General features: G+C 59.7%; 14 protein-coding genes. 10 read left to right on the forward strand and 4 right to left on the reverse strand.

Translation table 11 applies throughout. The annotated features are described in order from the left end of the window. Nucleotides 1-5: 5 nt before the first annotated feature. Nucleotides 6-650, forward strand: coding sequence for a carbonic anhydrase (locus CJEIK_RS01620; protein WP_034965401.1), 645 nt, complete (start codon nucleotides 6-8; stop codon nucleotides 648-650). Nucleotides 651-717: 67 nt separating this feature from the next. After that, nucleotides 718-1422: a hypothetical protein gene (locus CJEIK_RS01625; RefSeq protein ID WP_034965398.1), complete on the forward strand. Its 705-nt coding sequence runs from the start codon at nucleotides 718-720 to the stop codon at nucleotides 1420-1422. On the opposite strand, the gene radA is transcribed toward CJEIK_RS01625, so the two are convergent. Both radA and CJEIK_RS01635 read right to left on the reverse strand, forming a co-directional pair. Beyond that, nucleotides 1409-2842: a DNA repair protein RadA gene (gene radA / locus CJEIK_RS01630; protein WP_005296783.1), complete on the reverse strand. Its 1434-nt coding sequence runs from the start codon at nucleotides 2840-2842 to the stop codon at nucleotides 1409-1411. The two genes, CJEIK_RS01625 and radA, sit on opposite strands and share 14 nt — an antisense overlap. 94 nt (nucleotides 2843-2936) lie before the next feature. Further along, nucleotides 2937-3509 carry a hypothetical protein gene (locus CJEIK_RS01635; RefSeq protein WP_248623876.1) on the reverse strand — a complete coding sequence of 191 codons (573 nt, stop codon included), beginning with the start codon at nucleotides 3507-3509 and terminating at the stop codon, nucleotides 2937-2939. 279 nt (nucleotides 3510-3788) lie between these two features. Here CJEIK_RS01635 and CJEIK_RS01640 point away from each other — a divergent pair, with 279 nt between their 5' ends. From CJEIK_RS01640 to CJEIK_RS01665, 6 genes are all read left to right on the forward strand, one after another. Continuing rightward, nucleotides 3789-4379: a CarD family transcriptional regulator gene (locus tag CJEIK_RS01640; RefSeq protein WP_005296776.1), complete on the forward strand. Its 591-nt coding sequence runs from the start codon at nucleotides 3789-3791 to the stop codon at nucleotides 4377-4379. 14 nt (nucleotides 4380-4393) lie between these two features. After that, nucleotides 4394-5221: an IspD/TarI family cytidylyltransferase gene (locus CJEIK_RS01645; protein WP_005296774.1), complete on the forward strand. Its 828-nt coding sequence runs from the start codon at nucleotides 4394-4396 to the stop codon at nucleotides 5219-5221. A gap of 51 nt (nucleotides 5222-5272) precedes the next feature. Then, nucleotides 5273-5764: a 2-C-methyl-D-erythritol 2,4-cyclodiphosphate synthase gene (ispF, locus tag CJEIK_RS01650; protein WP_034965389.1), complete on the forward strand. Its 492-nt coding sequence runs from the start codon at nucleotides 5273-5275 to the stop codon at nucleotides 5762-5764. A 78-nt stretch (nucleotides 5765-5842) separates the two neighbouring features. Then, complete coding sequence (locus CJEIK_RS01655; RefSeq protein ID WP_034965388.1) at nucleotides 5843-6574, forward strand: ATP-binding cassette domain-containing protein; 732 nt, start codon at nucleotides 5843-5845, stop codon at nucleotides 6572-6574. Further along, a complete protein-coding gene (locus tag CJEIK_RS01660) occupies nucleotides 6561-7748 on the forward strand; it encodes a hypothetical protein (protein WP_005296765.1) in 1188 nt (395 codons plus the stop codon). The genes CJEIK_RS01655 and CJEIK_RS01660 overlap by 14 nt, the downstream gene beginning before the upstream one ends. Then, entirely contained in the window at nucleotides 7748-8341 is a 594-nt protein-coding gene (locus CJEIK_RS01665) for a hypothetical protein (protein ID WP_034965380.1), read from the forward strand. Before CJEIK_RS01660 ends, CJEIK_RS01665 begins: the two co-directional genes overlap by 1 nt. On the opposite strand, the gene CJEIK_RS01670 is transcribed toward CJEIK_RS01665, so the two are convergent. Beyond that, the gene (locus CJEIK_RS01670; protein WP_050760854.1) at nucleotides 8331-9149 is read right to left on the reverse strand and encodes a fumarylacetoacetate hydrolase family protein; all 819 of its coding nucleotides are present in this window, start codon (nucleotides 9147-9149) and stop codon (nucleotides 8331-8333) included. The genes CJEIK_RS01665 and CJEIK_RS01670 overlap by 11 nt on opposite strands. A gap of 63 nt (nucleotides 9150-9212) precedes the next feature. Between CJEIK_RS01670 and cysS the strand changes: the two genes are divergently transcribed. Continuing rightward, nucleotides 9213-10649, forward strand: a complete 1437-nt coding sequence (gene cysS / locus CJEIK_RS01675) for a cysteine--tRNA ligase (protein ID WP_172457291.1) — start codon at nucleotides 9213-9215, stop codon at nucleotides 10647-10649. Here the strand turns inward: cysS and CJEIK_RS01680 are convergent. Then, on the reverse strand, nucleotides 10606-11193 hold the full coding sequence (locus CJEIK_RS01680; protein ID WP_005296754.1) for a hypothetical protein: 588 nt from the start codon (nucleotides 11191-11193) through the stop codon (nucleotides 10606-10608). The two genes, cysS and CJEIK_RS01680, sit on opposite strands and share 44 nt — an antisense overlap. Nucleotides 11194-11402: 209 nt before the next feature. Between CJEIK_RS01680 and CJEIK_RS01685 the strand changes: the two genes are divergently transcribed. Then, nucleotides 11403-13337, forward strand: coding sequence for an HtaA domain-containing protein (locus CJEIK_RS01685; RefSeq protein ID WP_011273027.1), 1935 nt, complete (start codon nucleotides 11403-11405; stop codon nucleotides 13335-13337). Nucleotides 13338-13385 lie beyond the last annotated feature (48 nt).

The raw sequence follows: 13385 nt of genomic DNA on the forward strand, positions 1-13385 counted from the left end.
GAACCATGACTTCCAGCCATCATCTGACCCCGCAGCAGGCTTGGGATAGCTTGCGCGAAGGCAACCAACGTTTCATGCGCGGCGATTCCGACCACCCCCACCAGGACCTGAGCCGTCGTATTTCCCTGCAAGAGGGACAGAAGCCCCAGGCTGTGGTGTTGGCGTGTTCCGATTCCCGCGCGCCTGTGGAGATCCTCTTTGACCAGGGGCTCGGCGATGTCTTCGTTATCCGGACTGCCGGCGAGATCACCGATTTGTCTGTTCTGGCCTCTCTGGAGTTCGCGGTGGACTCCCTGGAAGTACCGCTGGTTGTGGTGCTGGGGCATGAGAAGTGCGGCGCGGTTGCTGCGGCCTCCCAGGCGTTGCACGGGGGCGACATGCCTGCGGGCTTCCAACGCGTGCTCGTGGAGAAGGTCACTCCCTCGTTGCTGTCCGCGAAGAAGCACGGCATGGAAAGTAGTGACGCCTTCGAACGCAACCACGTGGCAGAGATCGCCGACCATATCGTGGATCGTTCGCCGGAGATTCAGGCGCGTCTGGCCGACAACCGGTGTGCCGTTGTGGGTCTGCGCTACCGCCTGTCCGATGGGCTGGCTGAGCCACTGGTCAGTTACGGCCTGGATATTGAGGGTGCGCAGCGCGTTCACTAGGAGTTTTGCGACGTCCACCCCGTGTCTATGCGCCGTCTTTTAGCGGGCAGCCTCTAGCATTGGTTGCGTGACTGATGAAGACAACCGGCGCCCGTTGCCACGCGAAGTTTATGTCCGCCGCCGCATCGCTGCGGTGGTGATCTTGGTCGTTGTGATCGGTGTGATCTGGGCTTTGATCAGCCTGGTCAGTGGGGGAGGGGACTCCGAGAACACGGCGTCCACCGAGTCTGCCATCACTACCTCCGAACAGCAGGATATGACCAGCTCGCCGGAGCCGCCGAAGGGTACGGAACCAAGCGAGGCGAAGGACGAGAAGGCGTCCGAAGATAAAGACAAAGATAAAGACACAGACGACGAGAACAAGGAAGAGAAGAAGGACTCTTGCTCGCTCGCCGACCTGCAGGTCACCGCTCGACCGGGTGCTCCGACTTTTAACGCGGAGCAGCAGCCGAACTTCTTCGTGAAGATCGAGAACCCGACGAACGCGGATTGCGACATTAACTTCGATGATTCCCCGTTGAAGTTCGAGGTCTTCACCATGGGCAACTATGAGCGCGTGTGGGGCGACATTGACTGCAACGAGCCGGAGGTCGTAGGCGATACGAAGATCAAGGCCGGCGAGTCCGTGAACTACGAGATGGCCGCCTGGTCCCGTACCACCTCCGCTCCGGGTAAGTGCGAGGACCGCAAGCCGGTCGATCCGGGCAGCTACCTGCTGTACGCCCACGTGGGCGACAATACTTCCCAGCCGGCCTCGTTTAACCTGCAGTAGTTAGGCAGAAGTTCACCGCCTGGCAGAGCGTGGAGACCTCCTTTACCTTCATTTCCTTCGGAGCTTCGTAGTGGCAGTTCTTCGGCACCAGTGCGGTGTGGAAGCCCAGACGGTGCGCCTCTGCGAGCCTTTGAGTAAGTTGCGGAATGCGGCGCACCTCTCCACCCAAGCCCACCTCACCGAGGGCGACCAAGCCTAGGGGAAGCGGAGTACGTTTCGCGGTAGAAGCCAACGCAAGCCCGGTCGCGAGGTCTGCGGAAGGCTCCAGAATTTTCATCCCGCCGACCGTGGCGGCGTAGACTTCCTTATCTGCCAGTGGCAATCCGCAGCGTTCGGACAGGACAGCTAGCACCATCGACACGCGCGAGGCATCCATGCCCGTCATGTAGCGTTTCGGGTTTTTAAATTCACTGTTTAGAGCCAAAGTTTGCAGCTCACCGACCATGGCGCGGCGCCCGTCCATCACGACGGTGACTGCGGTGCCGGTCACGGATTCCGTGCGGTGATGCAAGAACAGTCCGCTGGGGTCCGCAACCTCCTGGATGCCGTGGGCGGTCTGCTCGAAGCAGCCGACCTCGTCCGTGGCGCCAAATCGATTCTTGATGCCGCGTAGAAAGCGCATAGAGGAGTGTTTGTCGCCCTCGAAGTTCAACACCACATCCACCAGGTGCTCGATAGTACGGGGGCCGGCGACTGTGCCCTCCTTCGTTACGTGACCCACTGCGATGACAGGCGTGCCAGACATCTTCGCCAGGGTCGTCAGTGTGCTGGTGACCGCGCGGGTTTGGGCCACGCCACCGGCCACGCCTTCCACCCCAGTGGCCTGCATTGTCTGTAGGGAGTCCACGATGATTAGCTCCGGATTAAGTGCATCGACCTGCGCCAGACCATTCTCCAGGTCGTTTTCGCTGGCCAGATAGAGCTTGTCGTGCAGCGCGCCGGTGCGCTCCGCGCGGTGGCGCACCTGACCTACGGATTCCTCCGCGGTGAGGATCAGAACCGTATGCCCCTTCTTGGCCCACGCCGCAGCAACCTCCAATAGCAAGGTGGATTTGCCCACACCCGGTTCACCCGCCAGCAGAACCGCGCTGCCTGGGACGATGCCGCCGCCCAGTACGCGGTCTAGCTCCCCGATGCCCGTGGGGCGGTGTTTGGCGATTGTCGGATCCACCTGGGTGACCGGTTGGGCGCTGGCCCCAGGAACCAGTCCGGCGGCCCCGCGGCTCCCACCGCGGCGCCCCACGCCACCGCCAGCGCCCGCAACACCGGCGAGCCCCAGTGCACCCAAAGAGCGCGTGTCCCGCTCCTCCAGCGATCCCCATTCCCCACACTGTGGACAGCGGCCCATCCATTTCGACAGCTGGTGGTCGCAGGAGGTGCAGACGAAAACCCGGCTTGCTTTGCTCGACTTACTTGCCATGCTCACAACAATAAACGCCGCCCCGGACAACCAATGTCCGGCGGCGGCGTTTGTTCGATTTTGAGGAAGCCTACGCTGAAGCTTGCTCTTGGGCCTACTTGTCGGTCAGGCTGCCATCCTCGTCGCGGTGCAGCTTGCCAGCCTCTGGAACGTATGCGGAAACCGGTGCGCTCAGTTCGACTTCGCCGACGTTAAGCTTGAAGGTGACCTTCTTGTGGCCGCCGACGTAAACGTCATCCAGTCCCTTGATGGAGGTAGCAGCGTACTGCAGCTGCTTCTGGTTCTTGGCCTCCAGGTCTTCCATGGCGAACTTGCCGTCGGCAACCAGAGATCCGCCAGCCGGAATCTCCTTGCCGCTCAGGCCGGAGATCTCCTTGCCCTCCACCTTCACGGACTCAACCTTGACGGGCTTTCCGTGGTTGTCCTCGTTGGTGATGGTGAACTTCAGCGCCAGGGAGTTGTCCGGGCCGACAACCACGTTAACGTCCTGTACGGCAGCGTGCTCAGCGGTGCCGCTAGCACCGTTGACTGCGGCAACCTGGCTGGAAGTCTGGGAAATCTGACCTGCACCACACGCGGACAGGGCGAGTGCGGAACCTGCTGCGACCAGCGCCAGCGCACCACGGGCAAAGGTCGTCTTCAGCGGCTGGGCCTTGAGGGTCTTCACGATGCGTTCCTCCATCTGAGGCATGTCTTAAAAGCAGTTGAATAAAAACGTCTGCACCCAGCCTAGCTTGAAGGGGGCCGGTACACCTAGCCAAGGAGGGCTTTAGGGCCAATTAGTGCCCCCTAGTGCGCGCTTGCAGGGGATTCTATGCCCCAAATGCGGGTAGCGTGGCTGATTGCGGTAGAATCTATCGGGTATTTACTCGGGTATTTACGCAGTGCCTGTCAGTGCCCGGCACAACCTGTCACAGCCTTTCGGAAGGACGTTAGAGGAATACTTATGGAGTTCGCAGTCGGAGATACGGTCGTTTACCCGCACCACGGCGCCGCCGTTATCGAGGGCATCGAGCAGCGGGAGTTCAAGGGGGAAACCGTCGACTACTTGGTGCTGCGTATTAACCAAGGCGACCTGTCCGTTCGCGTGCCGGCGGCAAACGCCGAAAAGGTTGGTGTGCGTGACGTGGTGGGCGAGGAAGGCCTGCGTAAGGTCTTCTCCGTGCTGCGCGAGACCGATGTCGAAGAGGCTGGAAACTGGTCCCGCCGATACAAGGCCAACCAGGAGCGCCTGACCAGTGGCGATGTGAACAAGGTGGCCGAGGTTGTGCGCGACCTGTGGCGCCGCGATCAGGACCGCGGCCTGTCTGCAGGTGAGAAGCGCATGCTGGCCAAGGCCCGCCAGATCCTCGTAGGCGAGCTCGCTCTAGCCGAGGGTGTGGACGACAAGAAGACTGATGCGCTGCTGGCTGACATGCAGGCCGCTATTAAGCGCCACCGTGAGGCCGCCGCTGCTGCCCGTGCGGCAGGCGTGGACGAGGATTCCAAGTCCGGTGGCTCCATCGATCTGGACGACGAGCTGGACGGCGAAGACTAAGCCGAGCTAACGCCGTGACAGCGAACGTCTATGCACTTGTCGCCGCTGCCGGTAGCGGCACCCGCCTGGGGTTTGACACCCCGAAAGCTTTCGTAGAGCTCCACGGTCGGTCGTTGCTGGAACGATCGTTGGACGGCCTCGCGGCGTCCCAAAGCATCGACCATGCCATCGTGCTGGTTAGCGAGAACATGCGCGACCGCGCCGAGCGCATCGTCGGCGATCCCCTCAACGCCGCAGAATGGGCGCCCATGACCGTCAGCGTGGAGCTCGGGGGAGGGGAACGTTTCGATTCCGTGCACGCGGGTCTTGTGGCGATCCAACGGCGGCTCAGTGCCGCGGGCGAGGCCACTGCGGGGCGCTTCGTCGCCGTTCACGATGCCGCGCGTTGCCTCACCCCACCTGCCATGATCGCTGAGGTCGTCGACCGCGCGCGCCGTGGCGTCGCAGAAGGTTCCTGGTATGGGGCGATCCCGGTGTTGCCGGTGGTAGACACTATTAAGGTTATTGACGCCCCCACCTCCGGCCCGCGCGCAGGTCAGACGGTCGTGGAGCAGACCCCAGACCGCGCTAGCCTGCGGGCGGCTGCTACTCCGCAGGTATTCGACTTGGAGAAGCTGATCGAGGCCAACGAGCAGTACCTGCGCACCACGGAGATAAGTTCTGCACATGCGGTGGATCGAGTGGGCGCCTCGCCGTTACCGCTGGTAACGGACGATGCCTCGCTGATGGAAATGGCAGGTTTCCCGGTGGTGGCGGTGGACGCGGATCCGCTGGCGATGAAAATCACCACACCCCAGGATTACCGCGTGGCGCAGATGATTCTGGATGGCAGCGAAGGCTAACAACCCGCTCCAGACAAGTAGAACGCAAGCAGAGGCGAGAGGCAGACCGTATTGAACACCCCACACATCATTCCCCGCGTAGGTATTGCAACTGACGCTCACCAGGTGCAACCAGGTAAAGACTGCTGGATGGCCTGCCTGCTGTGGGAGGGGCAGGACGGCTGCGAAGGACATTCCGACGGTGACGTGGTGGCGCACGCAGTGGTGGATGCTCTGCTGTCTGCCGCAGGGCTGGGAGATCTGGGTAGTTTCGTCGGTGTGGGGCGCAAAGAGTACGACAACGTCTCCGGCGAACGCCTACTGCGTGAGTGCCGTGAACTGCTGGAATCCAAAGGCTTCGTGATCGGGAACGCAGCGGTGCAAATGGTGGGCAACCGCCCGAAAATGGGAACCCGGCGCGAAGAGGCCGAAAAGGTGATGGGGGAGCTCATCGGCGCCCCTGTCTCTGTCTCCGCCACCACGACCGACCACATGGGCTTCACCGGCCGCGGTGAGGGTGTGGCGGCTGTGGCGACGGCGGTTGTGTGGCAGGCGCAGAATTAGTTATTGACAATCCTTTTATGTCTTCGTAGGTTTGTTCCATCAAACAGAATCTCCGCGCACTAAAGGTCTGGAACTTCCTTGTCGAATAGCTACTCATTTTCTTTTAGCTACCCGCGCTCTGATGAAGGGATCGAGGTCCGCTCCCTCGAGGTTCCCGCTAGCCCGACGGTGATTTTGGGTGTCAATGGTGCCGGTAAGACCACGCTTATGAAGTTGCTTGCCGGGCAGCTAAAACCGTCCAAGGGCGCTGTGCCGAAGTTGGGCCGAGCGGTGTACGTCCCGCAGCATTTCGAAAGCATCAATGGGGCGCGTGTGGTCGACTATGTTTCCTACGTCGCTTGGCTAAATGGTGCCGGTTGGGCGGAGAGTAAGAGGACCGCAGCCTATTGGATTGAATTTGTCGGACTTAAAACACATGCACATAAGCAATGCAGCAAGCTGTCTGGCGGGCAGCAAGCCCGCGTGCAAATCGCTACAGCCCTGAACTCTAACGCGGAGCACATTCTGCTAGACGAACCTAGCGCTGCACTCGACCCGCTGGCGAAACGGGAACTTCAAGTGCTCTATCGATCCATCGCGGAATCGGGCGTTGGCCTTTGGGTTTCTAGCCATCAGCCCTTGGAAGTGGAGAAACCGTTCGAGCATGTACTCGTGTTGCATGAAGGCAAAGTCGAATTCCAGGGACCCATGGGCGATTTTCTACGAATCGGGCGTGAATCACTAGAGCCAGAAAAGTTACTTCGCTATTCCGACACTGTGAGAAAACTTGCGGAAGCATTTTCCAGGAACGGCGGCCATGACGAGGATTAATGCTCTCAACGTTGCTCTGGTACTCGCCGCTTCTGCGCTTGGTTTGCTGAGCATTGCACTCAATGCCAACCCGGTGCCTACGCAGGACAACGCAGTCTCCAACAGTTTGGCCCTCTACTATTCGCTGGGGCCAATCCTGGGCTTTGTCGGTGCCAAAGAGATGGCACGCTTCCGTTCCTTTTTTAAGTCCCGCGGGTCTGTGCGGGATGTTTTTAAAGTCTGGCTCAGATCCTTGGCGCTGCCACTATTACTTGCGGTGGTAGTGGTGCTGGCGTACCTCGCAGTGCAGTTAGCGAATATCGGCTACGTAGAGTCCGGACGGTTCCTTGCAACAGGGTTGGTCTTTATTGCTCTTCACGGCGTGGCATGGCTGAGCTTGGGAGCAACTTTAGGGCTGTACCTACCAGCAATTGTGGCGATCGCCGTCGGCTTGCTTCTTCCTTATATCCTGGTCGCTTACCCGGTGTCGCTCTCAAACGTGGCGTGGCGGCAAATGTTCGGGCAGCCGTTTAGCTCTTGTTGCCAAGTATCACAGAGCGTGGACCCGATTCTGTGGAAGGCTTCGGCGCTGGTGCTGGGAGCCATATGCGTTTGCTCGTTGCTGTTGATCGCGGCTTTTCATGGAAACTGGCTTCCGGGGTTGCCTGCGTGGCCACTCCGCTTGGCAGCCATTGTTCTACTCTGCGTGAGCTGTGGATTAGGTTACGGAATCGCCCAAGGTGGAAACTATAGCTCCGCGGTGCCCCGCCCCCAAGAGCATATGATCTGCGAGGGAGCGGTGTGTTACTGGCGCGAAACCCCATCTGAACAGGTAGATGCTAACCGCAAGGTGTGGGAATCTCTGGGCGTCACTACCTATAGGCTGATTGACGCCGAACCGCAACGGGACGGCGACATCTGGCTCGCTCACTCGAATCAGCAACAGGAAGTAAAGCGCGCGCTCCTGGTCGAGCTCCTCAGCAACGAACCTGCACTTAAGGGGGCCCCATCGTGTTGGGGAACTCCGCAGGAACCCGTATCCGTAGCGGAGTCTCTTCCCGATCTGACGGAAGAAGAGCTGGAACGAGCGACCTTGACGCCTTCCGGACAATGGCGCGGGGTGCATGGAACGAATGAGGGAGTGGACGTGAAGTTCATCCTGAATCGGGCGAACTCCGAGTGTAGGGAGGGATAGTGTCTGCTCAGCATCGAGCACAGATATATTGGCGTGGACATTCCGCGACCTACGCGGTGATGCTTCAGATATTCGGCGTCGTGGGCGCCGTACTGTTCGGCACGACTACTATTCCCATTCCTTGGGCTTCGTGGAGTTCGTCCGGAGTTATCCCGTTTAACTTCGTGTTTTCCATCGCTATCGTTAGCTCTGCGGTGATGTTCTGGGATAACCGGCTTTCCCAGCTGGAAGAACTAACTGTTCGCACGTGGGCGGCCTGCGACTGGCTTTTCCTCGGGCTTTGCCTGGGCGAATGTGGCGTTGTCGCGCTCCTGGGCAACCCAGGCATGTTGCAGTACACGCTCATTGCACTGTCGGTGATTTTCGGCGCATGCCTTGTAGTGAACCTGCGAAAGAGCTTCTATGGACTGCTGCTACTAACTGCCGCCCAGTGCCTGCTCATATCGGTATTGCCTAGTAGATACCTGCCATTGTTCTGGTCGTCCAGGATCAGTGTGATTGTAATTGCGCTTCCCATCTGCCTGTCACTTTTCGCGGCAGTGCGGAGCGCCATCAAGAAGGCCGAGCCGCGTTTGGCTCAGCTCAGCAGTTAATGCGGTTGCAGATTTCCCCGATGCCGTCGATGGCGATACGCACCTCGTCGCCATCGGCCAGGTACTGCGGTGGGGTCATGCCGTGACCGACGCCCTCTGGTGTGCCCGTCACGATGACGTCGCCAGGTGCCAACGAGGCGAAGTTGCTGATGTAATCCACCAGATCCTGTGGCTTAAATACCAGGTCGGCAACGCTGTGCTCCTGGCGGAGTTCGCCGTTGACCCAGGTGCGTAACACCGCCCCTTCCGCAATCGGATCGAAGTGTTCGACCGGCACCATCCATGGACCGAAACCGCTGGAGCGATCCAGGTTCTTGCCCTGCAGCCACTGCTGGGTGCGGTACTGCCAATCGCGCTGGGAGAAATCATTCATCACGGCGTAGCCCGCGATCTGACCGAACTCGCCCATAATGACAGCAAGCTCGCCCTCGTAGTCCGCCTGCGCGGAGAGCTCTGGGGGAACAACGACTTCGTCGAACGGGCCCGCCAAAGCGGAGGCGTACTTCACGAACAGAGTGGGGTGGTCTGGGATCGGGTGCCCCATTTCTGCGATGTGTTCCCGATAGTTAAGGCCGACACAAAAAATTTTCCCGGGATTAGGCACGACCGGCCCCAGCTGGTCGGCGGTGAAGGAAACGGTGGGGAGGGAATCCAGCTCCGTGCTGCTGACCTGCTCCTTGTAGGGGAATTCGGCGAGGAGCTTGCCCTCGCCACCTTCCTCAGAGAAGGAGGTGACTGCAATTGGGCGCCATGCACCCCGATCGTTGAGGCGGATGGTGGCGAATCTCGGGGTGTTTTGAGTGCTCATGTACTCCACGATACTGACACGCATGGGAAAAGAGGCCAGATGCGCATGCCTATACTGTGTGGTGTGACTTTGCGAATTTACGACACTGCCGCCCGCCAGCTCCGCGACTTTGAGCCTATCCGTGAAGGCCATGCCTCGATCTACCTGTGCGGAGCGACCGTGCAGTCGATCCCGCACATCGGACATGTGCGTAGCGGAGTCGCTTTCGACATTCTGCGCAACTGGCTGGAGGCCAAGGGGTTGGATGTTGCTTTCGTAAGGAACGTCACTGACATTGACGACAAGATCCTGACCAAGGCCGCGGAGAACAACCGCCCGTGGTGGGAGTGGGCCGCCACGCACGAGCGTGCGTTTAACTGGGCTTATGACCAGTTGGGCGTCACCCCACCTTCCATCGAGCCCCGCGCTACAGGGCACGTACCGCAGATGATCGAGTACATGCAGCGCATCATCGACAACGGCCACGGCTACGCCGCAGACGGCAATGTTTACGCTCAGCCCGCGACGATCGATAACTACGGCTTCCTTTCCGGCCAGAAGCTGGACGAGATGGATCAGGGTGAATCTGCGGGCACCGGTAAGCGCGACCCGCGCGACTTCACCATGTGGAAGGCAGCCAAGCCGGGCGAGCCGGCCTGGGATACCCCGTGGGGCCGTGGCCGCCCGGGCTGGCACATCGAGTGCTCCGCGATGGCGACGACGTACCTGGGCAGTGAGTTCGACATTCACTGCGGGGGCTTGGACTTGCAGTTCCCGCACCACGAGAACGAGGCTGCGCAAGCGACGGCAGCGGGGGATGGGTTTGCGCGCTATTGGATGCACAACGGCTGGGTGACGATGTCCGGTGAGAAGATGTCGAAGTCCCTGGGCAACGTGCTTTCTATCCCGAATGTGCTGAAGCTGGTGCGGCCGGTTGAGCTGCGCTACTACCTGGGCAGCGCGCACTACCGCTCGATGCTGGAGTACTCCGAGGCTGCGCTGGGTGAGGCCGCTGCGGGTTACCGTCGCATCGAGAAGTTCCTGATGCGCGCCATCGAGTACGTCACCGGCGAGACTGCGGTGGATCCGCAGGCGCTGCCGGTCGGGGAAGTGCCGGCGCAGTTCGCGGAGAAGATGGACGACGACCTGGCCGTACCGCAGTCGCTGGCCGTGATCCACGATATTGTTCGCGAGGGCAACAAGCTACTGGAGGCTAAGCCCACGGACGAGGTAAAGCAGCAGGTCAAGCAGATCGCTGGACAGGTTCGTGCGATGGCTGCCGTGCTGGGCGTGGATCCGCTGAGCGAGACGTGGCTGGAATCCACCAAGGCCGCCGCCGGTGGCTCCGATGTGGCGATGGGAGCCCTGGATGTGCTGGTCAAGGCCGAGCTGGAGCGCCGAGCCGAGGCTCGTGCGGCCAAGGACTGGGCCACCGCCGACGAGGTGCGCGATCGCCTGGCCGAGGCCGGCATTGAGGTTACGGATACAGCCGATGGCGCGAAGTGGTCGTTGAAGGGGTAGTCCCATAGACGTACTCGTCGGGCTGTAACTCTGATCCTGGAAGCTTGACCTCGTCGTCATATATTTCTTCGGGTACGAAGTATTCTTCGTCTTTCGACCACATGGGGTTCAGGCCTGGCAAGAACCAAATGGTGGCGGCAGAAACGATGGCAATGATGATGCCGCCCAGTGTTGCGTGCTCCGGCGGGATGTACCAAAAACCGGCCACGATCAGGGCGCCGATGGAGCCGATACATAGGGGGAGGAAGAGGTTCAGATTCAACCTGTTTGCGGTTCTGTATTCGACCCAGTCCTCGCTGGGGAAGCGGCCGCGGGCTTGGGAGCGGATTCGGCGCTGCGTTTTCTGAGAACATACGACGCATGCGATGGCGACTAGTGCCAGCCCGACTCCGGCGATAATGAAGTCGCCGACTACTGCGCCGTATGCCATCACGCCGATCGATACGGTTAGGGCAAAGCGTTCGGTCGCGGAAAGCGGAATTGCCTGGTGGGGGTCTACTTCAGGGTAGAGGTTGGCCAGAGGGGCCGGGGTGTATGCGGTCATTCTTCGCGTCCTTTCTCGGGGGTGAGAGGTGGGGGTGGGGGACGAAACTAAACACAAGATGCTTTCGTCTCTTAGGCTGACTCATGATACTTTCAGCTAAGTCGAGCCTTACCTAATTAAGGTAACACTATCCTAATCTAATGGGTAGAACCTAGGTAGAGGTAAGGCGGCGCAAATCTTTTGATGTTTCAGTTTTGAGTAGGATCAGCATGCATCTTTCACCGTTTGGATCACGTCGAGGCTCCTCGCGACGGTTGTTCGTCCGCGCATCCACGGCTGTGGCTGCCACCTCCGTACTTGCCTTCGCTCCCGTAGCATTTACCACGGTCGCTACCCCCGTTGCCTCAGCGGCAGGAACCTGTGAATTCAATTGGGGTATCAAGCAGAGCTACCGTGCCTATATCCAAGGCCCTGTCGCTAAAGGCGGATGGGGTGGCGACGGTATCGGCTTTAATGGCGATAAGACCGGCCCGAATGGAGCCTTCCAGTTCCGCCCCCAAAAGCCCCAGGTAAACGGTGATACGGTGACGGTTCCGCTCAACGGAGTTCTCCGTTTCAACGGCCACAACTATGGCGGTGATGACCTGTTAGATATGACGCTCTCCGATTGGAAGGTGCGCGCAAAGGGAAAAACCGCCGAGATCCTGGTGGACTATGTCTCCTATGAGTCGGACATGGTCAATAAGAGCAAGCGAGGAGCCAAAATCACTGGCGACGATGAAGTCATCGCCAAGGTGAACCTGTCCACCCCGGTGACCCCTGGCTCAGGGAGCGTGAACCTTTCTGGTTCTACGACACTTACTCAAGGTGGCAGCCGGCTGTTTCTCGCTTACAATGCGGGAACCTCGATGGATCCAACCAGTGGCTCAGTGGCTTTGGACGGCAGCTGTGGATCAGATTCGGGCAGTGGCTCGGGATCGGGCGAAAAGCGCACGCTGACCACGATCGATGGCAACTTCACCGGCTTTAACAAGGAAGCTATGGGAATTCTGTCTGAGACGAACGACACGATGAACGCCCTGACCACTTTCATGGGTAACTCCCAAGCCTTCTTGGACGAGTATGAATCTTTCGTCAATCGCGGGAGCGTAAAGAACGGATCTTCTAGCGGAAGCGACTCCGGAACTAGCTCTACCTCCGGAACGAACTCTAACTCCAACTCCGGTTCTGGTGGTGGATCGGCCTCTGGCGGAACATCGCTTGGAGCAGGGAACAGTGGTGCGCGAAACGGCGGAACAGGCGGCGGGTCGGCCGCCAGCGGAGGCGGAACAACCCGGGGCGGTGCCACAGCAGGTAGAGCAGCTGGTGGCGGTGGAGACCTGCACTGCGAGTCGGTCAAGGCAGTCGAAAGCGCCAAGGCATCGTGGGCTCTGAAGGAATCCTTCCAGTCGTACATCACCGGCTCTATCGCTAAGGGCAAGTGGGATTTGAGCGGGGTCGGATACAGCGGCGGCAAGTATCAGTTCACCGGCAACGGCGGCAACGTCGATACGTCTTCTCAACAGGGAACGATTTCCTATGGTGGCGCGATGCAATTCACCGGTCACAACGGAATTCTCGACCTGAACATTGCGAATCCGGAGATCCAGTTCAACGGTGGAACAGGAAGGCTTGTTGCCGATGTTCGTTCTTCAAACATGGAAGGGGAGAAGCGAGACTTCGGGCGCACAGTGCTGGGAGACCTGAGCTTTAGTTCCCTTGATATCTCGGATAACTCAGTAAGCGGAGAGGCGAGTGTATCGCTGACCCAGGATGGCTCTGTGGCTTTCGCCGAATTTTACGATCCGGGAACTCAACTAGCGCCCATATCTTTCAGCGCCCAGCTAGGTGGCCAGGGTGACTGCGACGCAGTGGGCGGTACGACAGCATCTGGATCGAGTGCGGGTGGATCGGGCGGTGGTTCTTCTGCTGCGCACAATGCTGCCGCCGCGAAGCTCGCCGGCAATAAGGACGGTTCCGGCAATGGCGTCGACGGCGATTCTTCATCGGCGGGGTACGAAAACGGATCGAGCAAATTCAAGGTTAAGCCTGCTGCGGCTGAGGGTCAGGATGAGAACCCGGCTACTTACCTTCTCGGATTGATCGTAGGAGTCATCGTCGCAGGTGGAAGCATCGGTCGACTGGTTGTAAGTAATCCGTCTTAATCCGCCTACTAGGTGGCAAGACACTGCTCAGTTAGAAAGCACGTTTTA

It is taken from the genome of Corynebacterium jeikeium (assembly GCF_028609885.1).
GTDB classification, from domain to species: Bacteria; Actinomycetota; Actinomycetes; order Mycobacteriales; family Mycobacteriaceae; genus Corynebacterium; species Corynebacterium jeikeium.